12 protein-coding genes and 1 other RNA gene are annotated in these 14,022 nt (G+C 56.0%); 8 read left to right on the forward strand and 5 right to left on the reverse strand.

Annotated features, from left to right (window positions below; translation table 11 throughout):
* Positions 1 to 99 precede the first annotated feature (99 nt).
* From EE896_RS03815 to zapA, 3 genes are all read right to left on the reverse strand, one after another.
* Positions 100 to 693, reverse strand: coding sequence for a 5-formyltetrahydrofolate cyclo-ligase (locus EE896_RS03815; RefSeq protein WP_033743153.1), 594 nt, complete (start codon positions 691 to 693; stop codon positions 100 to 102).
* Positions 694 to 785: 92 nt separating this feature from the next.
* Positions 786 to 968: non-coding RNA, 6S RNA (ssrS, locus tag EE896_RS03820), on the reverse strand.
* 39 nt (positions 969 to 1,007) lie between these two features.
* Complete coding sequence (gene zapA, locus EE896_RS03825; protein WP_008925677.1) at positions 1,008 to 1,337, reverse strand: cell division protein ZapA; 330 nt, start codon at positions 1,335 to 1,337, stop codon at positions 1,008 to 1,010.
* 170 nt (positions 1,338 to 1,507) lie between these two features.
* Between zapA and EE896_RS03830 the strand changes: the two genes are divergently transcribed.
* The 8 genes from EE896_RS03830 (at position 1,508) to EE896_RS03865 (ending at position 11,550) form a co-directional block, all read left to right on the forward strand.
* Entirely contained in the window at positions 1,508 to 2,086 is a 579-nt protein-coding gene (locus EE896_RS03830) for a YecA/YgfB family protein (RefSeq protein ID WP_003852855.1), read from the forward strand.
* 46 nt (positions 2,087 to 2,132) lie between these two features.
* Positions 2,133 to 3,455 (forward strand): Xaa-Pro aminopeptidase, encoded by a 1,323-nt coding sequence (gene pepP / locus EE896_RS03835; protein WP_140916630.1) that lies wholly within the window; start codon positions 2,133 to 2,135, stop codon positions 3,453 to 3,455.
* Positions 3,452 to 4,630 (forward strand): 2-octaprenyl-6-methoxyphenyl hydroxylase, encoded by a 1,179-nt coding sequence (gene ubiH, locus EE896_RS03840; RefSeq protein ID WP_140916631.1) that lies wholly within the window; start codon positions 3,452 to 3,454, stop codon positions 4,628 to 4,630. Before pepP ends, ubiH begins: the two co-directional genes overlap by 4 nt.
* Positions 4,631 to 4,643: 13 nt before the next feature.
* Positions 4,644 to 5,846, forward strand: coding sequence for an FAD-dependent 2-octaprenylphenol hydroxylase (ubiI, locus tag EE896_RS03845; protein ID WP_003852862.1), 1,203 nt, complete (start codon positions 4,644 to 4,646; stop codon positions 5,844 to 5,846).
* Positions 5,847 to 6,278: 432 nt separating this feature from the next.
* Positions 6,279 to 7,376 carry a glycine cleavage system aminomethyltransferase GcvT gene (gene gcvT / locus EE896_RS03850; RefSeq protein WP_039660737.1) on the forward strand — a complete coding sequence of 366 codons (1,098 nt, stop codon included), beginning with the start codon at positions 6,279 to 6,281 and terminating at the stop codon, positions 7,374 to 7,376.
* Positions 7,377 to 7,399: 23 nt separating this feature from the next.
* On the forward strand, positions 7,400 to 7,786 hold the full coding sequence (gene gcvH / locus EE896_RS03855) for a glycine cleavage system protein GcvH (RefSeq protein ID WP_003852867.1): 387 nt from the start codon (positions 7,400 to 7,402) through the stop codon (positions 7,784 to 7,786).
* A gap of 80 nt (positions 7,787 to 7,866) precedes the next feature.
* Positions 7,867 to 10,740 (forward strand): aminomethyl-transferring glycine dehydrogenase, encoded by a 2,874-nt coding sequence (gcvP, locus tag EE896_RS03860; RefSeq protein ID WP_003852869.1) that lies wholly within the window; start codon positions 7,867 to 7,869, stop codon positions 10,738 to 10,740.
* 66 nt (positions 10,741 to 10,806) lie between these two features.
* Positions 10,807 to 11,550 (forward strand): SDR family oxidoreductase, encoded by a 744-nt coding sequence (locus tag EE896_RS03865; protein ID WP_039660739.1) that lies wholly within the window; start codon positions 10,807 to 10,809, stop codon positions 11,548 to 11,550.
* Positions 11,551 to 11,580: 30 nt separating this feature from the next.
* Here the strand turns inward: EE896_RS03865 and EE896_RS03870 are convergent, their stop codons facing one another.
* Positions 11,581 to 13,020, reverse strand: coding sequence for a 6-phospho-beta-glucosidase (locus EE896_RS03870; protein WP_003852873.1), 1,440 nt, complete (start codon positions 13,018 to 13,020; stop codon positions 11,581 to 11,583).
* Positions 13,021 to 13,135: 115 nt separating this feature from the next.
* Positions 13,136 to 13,855, reverse strand: a complete 720-nt coding sequence (locus EE896_RS03875; protein ID WP_003852874.1) for a MurR/RpiR family transcriptional regulator — start codon at positions 13,853 to 13,855, stop codon at positions 13,136 to 13,138.
* Positions 13,856 to 14,022: the final 167 nt, after the last annotated feature.

Consider the following 14,022-nt stretch of genomic DNA (forward strand, 5'->3'; position numbering starts at 1 on the left):
CTTACCGTGTCCCCTTCGCGTGGTGCTATTTCATTGTTGCAAAATTCGCCCTGATTCGGGGTGCTGATCCGTCTGAAAAAGCCCATAACAGCGGCTCTTCTACTCCCACTGCCAGAGCTTTGACGGCGTCATTACCGCCGGCAAAGGTACATCCCATTCTGCCACCGGCAGGCTATCGACCTGCTGACAATCGTGGGCCAGACCAACCGGCAAAAAGCCGTGCTGTCGCCAGTTCTGCAGGGTGCGATCGTAGAAGCCGCCGCCCATGCCCAGACGCTGCCCATGCTGATCAAACGCAACCAATGGCACCATCATCAGATCCAGCTGATCAAGCGTGATCAACTGCCGGATATCCAGCGGCGGTTCAGGAATACGTAGTTTATTGATATGCAATGGGGTATCGGGCGTGTAGCGCAGAAACAGTAAATGACCGGGCGAGAAGGGATGCAAAACGGGCAGATAGACCGCTTTCTTCAGATGCCAGAGCCTGGCAATCAGCGGACGGGTATTCAGCTCACCATCAACTGACAGGAACAGGGCAATGTTGCGCGCGTGAGTAATCGGCGCATAGTTAAGGGCAAGTTCAGCGAGCTGTTCGGCCGCCTGGGCCTGCTGATCTTCAGTCATTGCACGGCGCAAATGGCGTACCTGCTGACGGATAACCTGACGCTGTATCATTGAAGGTGATGACATGGAAGATTCAGACATGATTTCCCCGCCGGATAAGTCGCTGAACAGCGACTATAACATGTCGGTATGGGGATGAAAGCAGGACTGCAGGAAGAGAGATCTCCGAGATGCCGCCGTAGGCTGTAACCCTTGAACCCTTGGTTCAAGGTGAACATGCCGTCATAACCATCAGGCTTCTCGGACGAACCGAGCATGCACACAGGTTACGAGCGTCACATTCTGTTTTTTCGAAATATCGGCTCAGGGGACTGGCCCACATGCAAACATCTCAGAGAAAATTTACCTCACCGTTACTTTAGTATAGCAACCATGAAGTTTTATTCGAACTTCGCACCCTCACGCTCAGAGATGCGACCTTGCTCAACTAATGCCTGTTCAATCGTCTGCTGCAACATACGGATACGCTGTTCCATATTAGCAGCATAATCGCGCGTTTTCACTTTCTCTTGCGCCAGCTCGTGGCAGACGTTTAACGCGGCGATGAACACCAGTTGTTCTGTATTGGTGACTCTAGTGCGAACTTTTAGATCTTGCAACCGTTGATTGAGATCTTCAGCCGCGCTATTGAGCGCATCTTGCTGCTCTGGCGGACAATTCACTCTCAACGAACGACCAAAAATTTGTAAATCTACCGGTTGTGCAGACATGCCACCTTCCTGACTGATTACTTCGCTCGCAACTCCCTTAGCTGTCAATGGCTTGGGAGGCGGGCAACTATATAGACCCACGAAATAAGATACAACCCCTTTTCTGGAAACCTTGAGGCAGCTAGTGGTAGCATAACACGAACTTATTCTGCCAACGACGATGAAAACTTATGTCCTTACAGAACGCAACCCCCGATTACAACGCGCTCGCGGCAGTGCTCTCACAGCAGGGTGTTGGTATGACGCCTGCAGAAATGCATGGCCTGCTAAGCGGCATCCTCTGCGGCGGTAACCAGGACACCAGCTGGAAGACGCTGGTACACGATCTGGCTAACGAAGGCATGGCGTTTTCACACACGCTTGCGGTCCCGCTGGCGGCGCTGCACGAGCACACGGCCACTACGCTGGAAGATGAGGGTTTCCTGTTTCAGCTCATGCTGCCTGCGGACGACGACATCACCGTATTTGACCGTGCCGATGCGCTGGCAGGCTGGGTTAACCATTTTCTGCTCGGTCTGGGCGTAACACAGCCTAAACTGGATAAAGTCACCGGCGAAACCGGCGAAGCAATCGATGATTTGCGTACGATTGCCCAACTCGGTTACGAAGAGGATGAAGACCAGGAAGAACTGGAGCAGTCGCTGGAAGAGGTGATTGAATATGTGCGTGTCGCTGCACTGCTGTGCCACGATACCTTCACTCGTCCGCAGCCAACCGCGCCAGAAGTGCAAAAACCGACGCTACACTAATTTCAGGTCAACGCGTTTAACCGGTCAGTTTACAGGGAGTGCAGAGATGATTTCACTGGAACGATACCTGCAGCGTCGTCAGGCGCTGCTGGCGAAGATGGTGCCTGGCAGCGCAGCGCTGATTTTTGCTGCGCCTGAAGTGACGCGCAGTAACGACACCGAATATCCCTTCCGCCAGAGCAGCGACTTCAGTTATTTCACCGGCTTTAATGAGCCGCAGGCATTGCTGGTGCTGATCAAAAGCGATGAAAATCACAACCACAGCGTGCTGTTTAACCGCGTGCGTGACCCCGCAGCGGAAGTCTGGTCTGGTCGTCGATTGGGTCAGGAGGCCGCGCCCGATAAACTCGGCGTGGATCGTGCCTTACCCTGGACCGCTATTGGTGAACAGCTGCACCTGCTGCTGAATGGCCTGGATGTGATTTACCATGCGCAGGGCGAATATGCTCACGCAGACACTCTGGTGTTCAGCGCACTGGATAAACTGCGTCGCGGTTTCCGCCAGAATCTTAGCGCGCCAGCCACCGTCACTGACTGGCGTCCATGGGTGCATGAGATGCGCCTGTTTAAAGATGCGGATGAAATTGAGTTGTTACGCCGCGCCGGGAAAATCAGTGCACTGGCGCATACTCGCGCGATGCAAACCTGTCAGCCGGGCATGTTTGAGTATCAGCTGGAAGGGGAGATCCATCACGAATTTACCCGTCACGGCGCGCGTTATCCCTCCTATAACACCATTGTGGGGGCCGGCGAGAACGGCTGCATTCTGCACTACACCGAAAACGAAAGTGAGATGCGCGACGGCGATCTGGTACTGATCGATGCAGGCTGTGAATTCCACGGCTATGCCGGTGATATCACCCGTACCTTCCCGGTTAACGGCCGATTCAGCCCGGCGCAGCGCGCGATTTATGACATCGTTCTGGCTTCGCTGAAGCGATCGCTTGAGATGTTCCGGCCTGGCGTCAGCATTCGCGAAGTGAATGACGAAGTGGTGCGCATTATGATCACCGGTCTGGTGGAGCTGGGTATCCTGGAGGGTGACATCGATACCCTGATCGCCGAAGACGCACATCGCCAGTTCTATATGCATGGCCTGGGCCACTGGCTGGGGCTGGACGTTCACGACGTAGGTCACTACGGCACCCCGAGTCGCGATCGGATTCTGGAGCCGGGCATGGTGTTAACCGTTGAGCCGGGTCTCTATATCGGGCCGGATGCGGATGTACCCGCGCAATATCGCGGCATTGGCATCCGAATCGAAGATGACATTGTGATCACGGAAGAGGGCATTGAGAATCTCACCGACAGCGTCGTGAAAGAAGCCGATGAGATTGAAGCACTGATGGCGGCGGCAAAACAGGCATGACAATTCTGATTGCCGGAGGCGGCATGACCGGGGCGACGCTGGCGCTGGCGATCTCCCATCTCACCCAGGGCACACTGCCGGTAACGCTGATTGAAAGCAGCGAGCCAGGCAGCCGGGCGCATCCCGGTTTCGACGGCCGCGCGATTGCCCTCGCGGCCGGAACCTGCCAGCAACTGGCGGATATCAACCTGTGGCAGCGCATTGCCCGTTGCGCCACGCCGATTACCCATATCCATGTCTCCGATCGCGGTCACGCGGGCTTTGTGTCACTGACGGCGGCTGATTATGACATTCCGGCGCTGGGGCAGGTTGTCGAGCTGTTTGATGTCGGTCAGCGGCTGTTTGCGGAACTGAAAAAAGCGCCAGGCGTGACGCTGCGCTGTCCTGCACGCGTTACCCAGGCTCACCGAAGCGAACAGCAGGTTGAGGTGACACTGGACAGTGGCGAACAACTCAGCGGCAAGCTGCTGGTGGCCGCCGATGGCACGCGCTCTGCACTGGCCGCCTCGTGCGGCATTCAGTGGCAAAGAGACGACTATCAGCAGCTCGCGGTAATTGCCAATGTCTCCACTGCGCTGCCCCATCAGGGCCGGGCTTTCGAGCGTTTCACCGAGCATGGCCCGCTGGCGCTGCTGCCGATGTCTGGCAACCGTCTCTCGCTGGTCTGGTGTCATCCGCTTTCGCAGCGCGAACGCATTGAGCAGTGGAGCGAGGCTGAATTCCTGAGTCAGCTGCAGCGTGCCTTTGGCTGGCGACTGGGCAAATTTACTCACACGGGTCAGCGAGAATACTACCCGCTGGCGCTGCACCGGGCGATGTCGCCGGTGACGCACCGTGTGGCGGTGGTGGGTAATGCTGCACAGACGCTGCATCCCATTGCCGGGCAGGGTTTCAATCTTGGCCTGCGCGATGTGATGTCGCTGGCTGAAACGCTGGCAGCCGCCCATCGTCATCAGCAGGATGCCGGCAGCTATGCCGTGCTGCATCATTATCAGCAGCGTCGTCAGCCCGATCGCGCCGCCACTATCGGCATCACCGACGGACTGGTGCGCGTTTTTGCAAACCAGTATGGTCCACTGGTGGCAGGACGTAACCTGGGCCTGCTGGCAATGGATCATCTGCCGTGGCTACGAAATCAACTGGCTGAGCGTACGCTTGGCTGGGTTAAGCGTTAATAAAGAGGCTCAGATGCAAACTTTTGATGTGGTGATCGCCGGTGGCGGTATGGTGGGGCTGGCGGTGGCCTGCGGCTTGCAGGGCAGCGGACTGCGCATCGCCGTGCTGGAAAAATCGCCGGAGCCACCGCTGGCGCTGAGTGCGTCACCGTCGATTCGCGTGTCGGCGATAAACGCCGCCAGCGAACGGCTGCTGCAGAAGCTGGATGTCTGGTCGACCATTCTTTCGCTGCGCTGCCGCGCATATCACGGCATGGAAGTGTGGGATAAGGACAGCTTCGGCTCCATCGCTTTTGATGATGAGCAGCAGGGCTTGTCACATCTGGGCCATATCGTCGAAAACCCGGTGATTCATACTGCGCTCTGGCAACGTGCCAGCGCCTGCAGCGACGTGACGATAATGGCACCTTCGCAGTTACAGCAGGTGGCATTTGGTGACAACGAAGCCTTTGTTACGCTGCAGGATGGCAGTATGTTAAGCGCGCGATTACTGATTGCCGCTGACGGTGCTAACTCCTGGCTGCGCAACAAAGCCGATATTCCGCTGACTTTCTGGGATTACGATCACCGTGCGTTAGTGGCTAACGTCCGCACTGAGAAGCCGCACGACGCGGTGGCCCGCCAGGTGTTCCACGGCGACGGTATTCTGGCTTTCCTGCCGATGCAGGATCCGCATCTGAGCTCCATCGTCTGGTCGCTCTCGCCACAGGAAGCGAGCCGTCTGGAAACCATGCCGGAAGCGCTGTTCAATCAGCAGCTCTCAGTGGCGTTTGATATGCGCCTCGGCCTGTGTCAGCTGGAAAGCGAGCGCAAATCGTTCCCGCTGGTAGCGCGCTATGCCCGCAACTTTGCGGCACACCGTCTGGCGCTGGTGGGCGATGCGGCTCACACCATTCATCCGCTGGCGGGGCAGGGCGTAAACCTTGGCTTTATGGATGCCGCCGAGTTGATTGGCGAGATTCGCCGTCTGCATCAGCAGGGCAAAGATATTGGTCAGCACCTCTATCTGCGTCGCTACGAGCGCAGCCGTAAACACAGCGCCGCAATGATGCTGGCAGGCATGCAGGGCTTCCGGGAGATGTTCGCCGGCAATAATCCGGCGAAAAAACTGCTGCGTGACGTCGGTCTGAAGCTGGCTGATCGCCTGCCAGGGGTAAAACCTATGATGCTGAAGCAGGCGATGGGCCTGAATGATTTACCCGCCTGGTTACGCTAAATTCTCGCCTTTTGATAAGCCAGCGTCTGCTGGCTTTTTTTATGTCTGAATCCCTCTGCACCACCAAAAGGCAATGCTGCACCAGTCCGGGTCTTCGTTTGATTTATTCTAATTTTGCTAGCAATTTCGCATTACTTTTTCTCATTCATCTCTTCGCGGTCAGCGGGATTTTTTTAACATCCTGAACGCCTTGCCGCATAAATTTGCTGTGTATATTTAAAGTCCCTGCATTTATTGCGCGATTAATCACAAAATTGCAGTTTTTTATCCTGTCACAGGCTGTTTCTGGTTAGGCTGTGCATCTGCGTTCGACCCCGGTTTGCTTATGGTTAATCGTCAGATTCGGTGGTAACGTCAGTCGTAAGAGAACGTTTGCGTCGGCACTCAATTCCGGCGCAATTTTGCCCTCACTCGCTTCTGCACAGGATGGTTATGACTCAGCAAACACCTCTGTTTGAACAGCATCAGGCCTGCGGTGCCCGCATGGTGGATTTTCATGGCTGGATGATGCCATTGCACTATGGCTCCCAGATGGATGAACATCATGTGGTGCGCACTGACGCCGGGATGTTTGATGTCTCTCACATGACCATCGTCGACCTGACAGGACCGCGTACCCGCGAATTCCTGCGCTATCTGCTGGCGAATGATGTGGCAAAACTGACGCAGCCAGGCAAAGCGCTTTACACCGGGATGCTGAATGCGTCGGGTGGCGTCATTGACGATTTGATTGTTTACTTTATGAGCGAATCGTTCTTCCGGCTGGTGGTGAACTCCGCAACCCGTGAAAACGATCTCGCCTGGATCACACAACATGCGCAGGGTTATGGCATTACGCTGACGGAACGCGATGACCTGGCGCTGATTGCTGTGCAGGGTCCGCAGGCGCAGCAGAAAGCGCAGACGCTGTTCAGCGAGGAGCAGCGTCAGGCTGTGGCTGGCATGAAGCCGTTTTTTGGTGTGCAGTCAGGTGACCTGTTTATCGCGACCACTGGTTACACCGGCGAAGCAGGATATGAAATTGCGATGCCCGCCGGTGAGGCAGCCGATTTCTGGCAGCGCCTGCTGGCAGCTGGCGTAAAACCTGCCGGACTGGGCGCACGCGACACACTGCGCCTGGAAGCCGGAATGAATCTTTATGGTCAGGAGATGGACGAAGGCGTTTCACCGCTGGCCGCCAACATGGGCTGGACGGTGTGCTGGGAACCTTCTGACCGCGATTTCATAGGCCGGGAAGCGCTGGAACTGCAGCGTGAACGCGGCACAGAAAAGCTGGTGGGGCTGATCCTCACAGAAAAAGGGGTGCTGCGTAACGGCCAGCCGGTGCGTTTCACCGATGACCAGGGGCAGCCACAGGAGGGGATCATCACCAGTGGTTCTTTCTCACCGACGCTGGGTTGCAGCATCGCCCTGGCGCGCGTACCGGCCTCGGTCGGCAGCACCGCCATCGTTGAGATCCGTAACCGCCAGATGCCCGTCCAGGTTACCCGTCCCGTTTTTGTCCGCGCCGGTAAACCGGTCGCTCAGTAAATTTTATTCAGGAGAAATGGCCAATGAGCAATGTGCCGAATACGTTGAAGTACCGCGACAGCCATGAATGGGTGCGCAAAGAAGCCGATGGCAGCTACACCGTGGGTATTACTGAACATGCGCAGGAGTTACTGGGCGACATGGTATTTGTCGATCTGCCTGAAGTGGGCGCGACGTTTGCCGCCGGTGAAGAGTGCGCGGTGGCAGAGTCCGTTAAAGCGGCGTCAGATATCTATGCGCCAATTAGCGGTGAGATTGTGGCGGTCAACGATGCCCTGACTGACTCACCGGAGCAGGTCAACAGCGAGCCTTATGACGGCGGCTGGTTATTTAAAATCAAAGCCAGTGACGCGTCTGAAATCGACACGCTGCTGGATGCGGATGCTTATAAAGCCTCCATCGACGAGTAATCGTCAGGCGGCCTCAGACAGAGGCCGCAGATTTCTGTTTGCTCTCCGGTTCCCCCAGCCCGATTCAGGATTTACTGCTAATGACTCAGACTCTCAGCCAGCTTGAACACAACGGTGCATTCATTGAGCGCCATATCGGTCCTTCACCTGAGCAGCAGGCGCAGATGCTTGACGCGATTGGTGCCCGTTCGCTGGACGCGTTAATCAGCACGATTGTGCCGGCAGACATTCAGCTGCCGGGTCCACCCGCCGTTGGCGAAGCCGCGACTGAACAGCAGGCGCTGGCCGAACTGAAAGCCATTGCCAGTCAGAATCTGCGTTACAAATCCTGGATTGGTATGGGATACAGCGCGGTCATCACTCCGCCGGTTATCCTGCGTAATATGCTGGAAAATCCGGGCTGGTACACTGCCTATACCCCGTATCAGCCTGAAGTCTCGCAGGGCCGCCTGGAAGCACTGCTGAACTTCCAGCAGCTGACGCTGGATCTTACCGGCATGGATATTGCGTCCGCCTCTTTGCTGGATGAAGCCACGGCTGCAGCCGAAGCGATGGCGATGGCAAAACGCGTCAGCAAGCTCAAAAACGCCAATAAATTCTTCATTGCCGACGATATTCATCCGCAGACGCTGGATGTGGTCCGGACTCGTGCAGAGACGTTCGGTTTTGAACTGATCATCGACAGCGCCGACAAGGCAGCGGATCACGACGACCTGTTTGGTGTGCTGCTGCAACAGGTGGGAACGACGGGCAACGCGCACGATTACAGCGCGCTGATTGCCGGGCTGAAAGCACGCAAAGTCGTGGTAAGCGTGGCGGCAGACTTTATGTCGCTGGTGTTACTGGAAGCGCCAGGCAGGCAGGGCGCAGATATTGTCTTTGGTTCCGCTCAGCGCTTCGGCGTGCCGATGGGTTACGGCGGTCCGCACGCTGCCTTCTTCGCCAGCCGCGACGAGCATAAACGCTCTATGCCAGGCCGCATCATCGGTGTGTCACGTGATGCCGCAGGTAACACAGCACTGCGCATGGCGATGCAGACCCGTGAACAACATATCCGTCGTGAAAAGGCTAATTCCAACATCTGTACGTCGCAGGTACTGCTGGCAAACATTGCGGGTCTCTATGCAGTTTTCCACGGCCCGGCTGGTCTGAAACGTATTGCCTCACGCATTCACCGCTTCACCAGCATCCTGGCAGCCGGACTGCAGCAGGGCGGCCTGAAACTGCGCCATCAGCACTGGTTCGATACGCTGACGGTGGAAGTGGCGGATAAAGCCGCTGTGCTGAACCGCGCTTTGAGCTTTGGCGTTAACCTGCGCAGCGACATCCATAATGCCGTTGGCATCACGCTGGATGAAACCACCTGCCGCGAAGATATTCTGGCGCTGTTTGCTATTCTGCTGGGTGATGAACATGGCCAGGATCTGGAAAAACTCGACAGCGAAGTCGCCAGTGAAAGCCACGCGATTCCTGCGGGCCTGCAGCGTCACAGCGAGATCCTGACCCATCCGGTGTTCAACCGTCATCACAGCGAAACCGAGATGATGCGCTATATGCACAGCCTGGAGAAAAAGGATCTGGCGCTGAATCAGGCGATGATCCCGCTCGGATCCTGCACCATGAAGCTCAACGCTGCCGCTGAGATGATCCCGATCACCTGGCCGGAGTTTGCTGAGCTGCATCCATTCTGCCCGGCTGAACAGGCTACCGGCTATCTGCAGATGATCGGCCAGTTGTCGCAGTGGCTGGTGCAGCTCACCGGCTATGATGCACTCTGCATGCAGCCTAACTCTGGCGCGCAGGGGGAATATGCCGGGCTGCTGGCGATCCGCCGCTATCACGAAAGTCGCGGCGAGGGCGATCGTCATCTCTGTCTGATCCCGAGTTCGGCACACGGTACGAACCCGGCCTCAGCCCAGATGGCGGGTATGGATGTGGTCGTGGTCGCGTGCGACAAACAGGGCAACATCGACCTTGGCGACCTGCGTGAAAAGGCGGCGCAGGCGGGCGACAAACTTTCCTGCATCATGGTGACTTATCCCTCCACACACGGTGTCTATGAAGAGACCATCCGTGAAGTGTGCCAGATCGTGCATCAGTATGGCGGTCAGGTGTATCTGGATGGCGCGAACATGAATGCGCAGGTCGGCATCACCACGCCAGGCTACATCGGCGCAGATGTCTCGCACCTCAATCTGCACAAAACCTTCTGCATTCCGCACGGCGGCGGCGGTCCGGGTATGGGACCGATTGGCGTGAAAGCGCACCTGGCTCCGTTTGTTCCGGGACACAGCGTGGTGCAGATCGACGGTGTGCTGACGCAGCAGGGCGCGGTCTCCGCAGCGCCGTTTGGTAGCGCCTCTATTCTGCCGATCAGCTGGATGTACATTCGCATGATGGGAGCCGAAGGGCTGAAACAGGCCAGTTCGGTCGCGATTCTGAATGCTAACTATATTGCCAGCCGCCTGCAGTCTGCTTATCCGGTGCTCTATACCGGCCGCGATGGCCGTGTGGCGCACGAATGTATTCTCGACATCCGTCCGCTGAAAGAGCAGACCGGCATCAGTGAGCTGGATATTGCTAAGCGCCTGATCGATTATGGATTCCACGCGCCGACCATGTCCTTCCCCGTGGCGGGCACGCTGATGGTGGAGCCGACCGAGTCAGAGAGTAAAATCGAACTGGATCGCTTTATTGACGCAATGCTGGCGATCCGTATGGAAATTGACCGGGTGGCGGCAGGGGAATGGCCGCTGGACGATAACCCACTGGTTAATGCGCCGCATACCCAGCTGGAAATCGTCAGTGAGTGGTCACATCCTTACAGCCGTGAACTGGCGGTCTTCCCGGCAGGCAGCCATAACAAATACTGGCCGACCGTAAAACGTCTGGATGATGTGTTTGGCGACCGCAATCTGTTCTGCTCCTGCGTGCCGATGAGCGATTATCAGTAATCTCCCTACGGGCAAGCGTTAATCATCAGGGGCCGATTCGTCGGCCCTTTGTTATGGAGAATCAGCATGAAACTGGCACTGGTTACGGGTGGCAGCCGCGGTATCGGGCGGGCCACGTCACTGTTACTGGCAGCCCGGGGTTATCGGGTTGCAGTGAACTATCGTCAGCGCGAGGCCGAAGCGCAACAGCTGGTGGCACAGATCCAGCAGCAGGGCGGTGAAGCCTTTGCGGTTCAGGCGGATATCAGTGATGAAGCGCAGGTGATGGCGATGTTTGCGCAGCTCGACAAGCACTCTATGCCGCTGGCGTTGCTGGTGAACAACGCCGGGATTCTGTTTCAGCAATGCCGCACCGAACAGCTTGAGGCGGCGCGACTGCAAAAGGTCTTTGCGACCAACGTCATCGGATCCTTTCTCTGCTGTCGTGAGGCGGTTAAGCGGATGGGCACGCATCACGGCGGTCAGGGCGGCGCGATTGTAAACGTCTCGTCGGCCGCATCGCGTACCGGTGCGCCTGGCGAATATGTAGATTACGCCGCCTCAAAAGGGGCGATGGATACGCTGACCAAAGGATTGTCGCTGGAAGTGGCGCAGCAGGGGATTCGGGTCAATGGCGTACGTCCGGGATTTATCTATACAGAGATGCATGCCGATGGTGGAGAGCCGGGCAGGGTAGACAGACTTGCCAGCGCGATTCCGATGGGGCGCGGCGGTGAGGCAGAAGAGGTAGCGGAAGCGATTGTCTGGCTGGCCAGCGATGCGGCCTCATACGTCACCGGCAGCATCATTGACGCTGCCGGTGGTCGTTAACTCACTTCGTAGCTTATGCGGCTTCAGGAATCAGAGGTTTTCGCCGTTGCTGGCGATAACCTGCTGATACCAGCTGAAGCTTTTCTTCTTCGCACGAGAAAAGTCGCCGCTGCCATCATCGTTTTTATTCACATGAATAAAGCCGTAGCGCTTATCGTACTGGCCGGTGGTAAAAGAGACACAATCCAGGCAACCCCATGGTGTGTAGCCCATTAAATCCACACCATCATACGCTACGGCTTTCTTCATCTCTTCGATGTGCGCACGCAGGTAGTCGATGCGGTAATCATCTTCAATCAGGCCGTCAGCGCCGGGCTTATCGATCGCACCAAAGCCGTTTTCGACAATAAACAGCGGCTTCTGGTAACGCTCATACATCTCGTTCATGGCATAACGCAGGCCGACCGGATCGATCTGCCAGCCCCAGTCTGACGCTTTCACATGCGGGTTTTTCACCACACCTTCAAAGCCGGTGATCGGATCGTCAACGCCGCTGGCATCGCTCTTCACGGCGTTGCTCATGTAGTAGCTGAAACCGACATAGTCTGCACAGCCCTGGCGCAGCGTCTCAGCATCGTCCGCTTCCATCTGAATGTCATAACCTTTACGTGCCCACTCCCTGAGCGTGTAGGCCGGATAGTAGCCACGCATCTGCACGTCACTGAACACATAGCGCTGATGCATCGACTCCTGCGCCAGCACCACATCGTCCGGGTGGCAGGAGAACGGGTAGACAGGGACCATGGCGATCATGCAGCCAATCTGGAAGTCAGGATTGATGTCGTGACCGAGCTTCACCACTTTAGCGCTGGCAACAAACTGGTGGTGCATGACCTGATACATTGCCTGTTCAGGTTTCTCATGCTCGGTAAAGATCACACCTGAACAGCAGTAACCAAACAGCGGATACTGCCAGTTGCGCTGGTTGTTGATCTCGTTAAAGGTCATCCAGTATTTCACTTTGTTCTTATAGCGGTTCAGCACCACTTCGCTGAAGCGCACAAAGAAGTCGACCACTTTGCGGTTGTGCCAGCCGCCATACTCTTTGACCAGGTGATAAGGCATTTCGAAGTGCGAAAGCGTGATGACCGGTTCAATGCCATACTTCAGCAGTTCATCAAACAGATCGTCATAGAATTGCAGGCCCGCTTCATTAGGCTGCTGCTCATCTCCATTGGGGAAGATGCGGGTCCAGGCAATGGAGGTGCGGAAGCATTTAAAGCCCATCTCGGCAAACAGCGCGATATCCTGTTTATAATGAGAATAAAACTCCACGCCTTTGTGGTTCGGGTAGAAATGACCAGGCTGTACGCCGTCGGTGATCACGCGGTCAACGCCGTGTGAACCGCCGGTCAGCACGTCAGCAATGCTGACGCCTTTGCCGCCCTGATCCCAGCCACCTTCAACCTGATGCGCCGCGACCGCACCGCCCCAAAGAAAGCCTTTTGGTAACTGCAATTCTGCACTCATGCTTTACTCCATTACGGATATTGAAATTGAGCTGAGTGTAGCAAGGCAATATTGAAAGTCACGATATAACAGCGCGCCTGGAATTACGTTTGTTACATCCAAAAAACACGCTGTTTTATTTCCCCAGCTGGCGGCCTATTGCTTCAATAATATAGGTCACCGGCACCTGAGTGGTAATGTCAGAATTGTCGGCCATGCGAATAATCGGCACGTGATAGCAGAGGTTAAAATCACCAATCTTCGCCAGAGAGCAGCTTTCCGTATTCGTTATCGCAATGATTTTGCACTTCTTCAGGCTGAACTGACTGGCAATGCGCAGGATCTCTTCCGTTTCGCCGGAGACCGATAAAATAATGGCGACGGCATTTTCATACAGGTCAGTGCTGACCGGATAGTAGGGGTCGTCAATGGCGTGACTGAATTTACCGAGGTTAGAGAAAAACCGCGCGCCATATTTTGCCAGACTGCCGGAGGTGCCGACGCCAATAAAGAAAACCCGATCCGCCTGATTAATTTTCTGCGCAGCCTGCGTGATGAGCTGTTCAAACTCCGGGTTATTAATACTCTTGAAAAAACTCAGCATTTCACTGACGCCCGCCGTGTTGAGCAGCGGTGCACGCTGTTGTTCGCTTAAGCGCAGGCGGATGCGGAACTCTGACCAGCCTTCACAATCCATCTTGCGGCAGAAGCGCAGCACGGTGGTGGTGGAGACGGCAGCCTGCTCAGCCAGCTCGCGAATCGTCATATAGCTGACGCCCTCGCGGTGCTTAATGATGAATTGATAGACCTGCATTTCCAGATCGTTAAGGCGGGCGAGATCGCGATGCGAAAACATGAATGACTCATTGAACAGTTGACCGAAGGTCAGTTTACCAGATTCAGTACGTGGTTTAAGGGATAGTGAATTTCTGTGAGCATTTTTAGCGTACACGTGTACACTGAAAAAATTATTGGGTAGGCTGGGTAACAGTGACTACTGCTATGGCGCTGTTCAGGAAACTA

Source organism: Pantoea eucalypti, from assembly GCF_009646115.1.
GTDB classification, from domain to species: domain Bacteria; phylum Pseudomonadota; class Gammaproteobacteria; order Enterobacterales; family Enterobacteriaceae; genus Pantoea; species Pantoea eucalypti.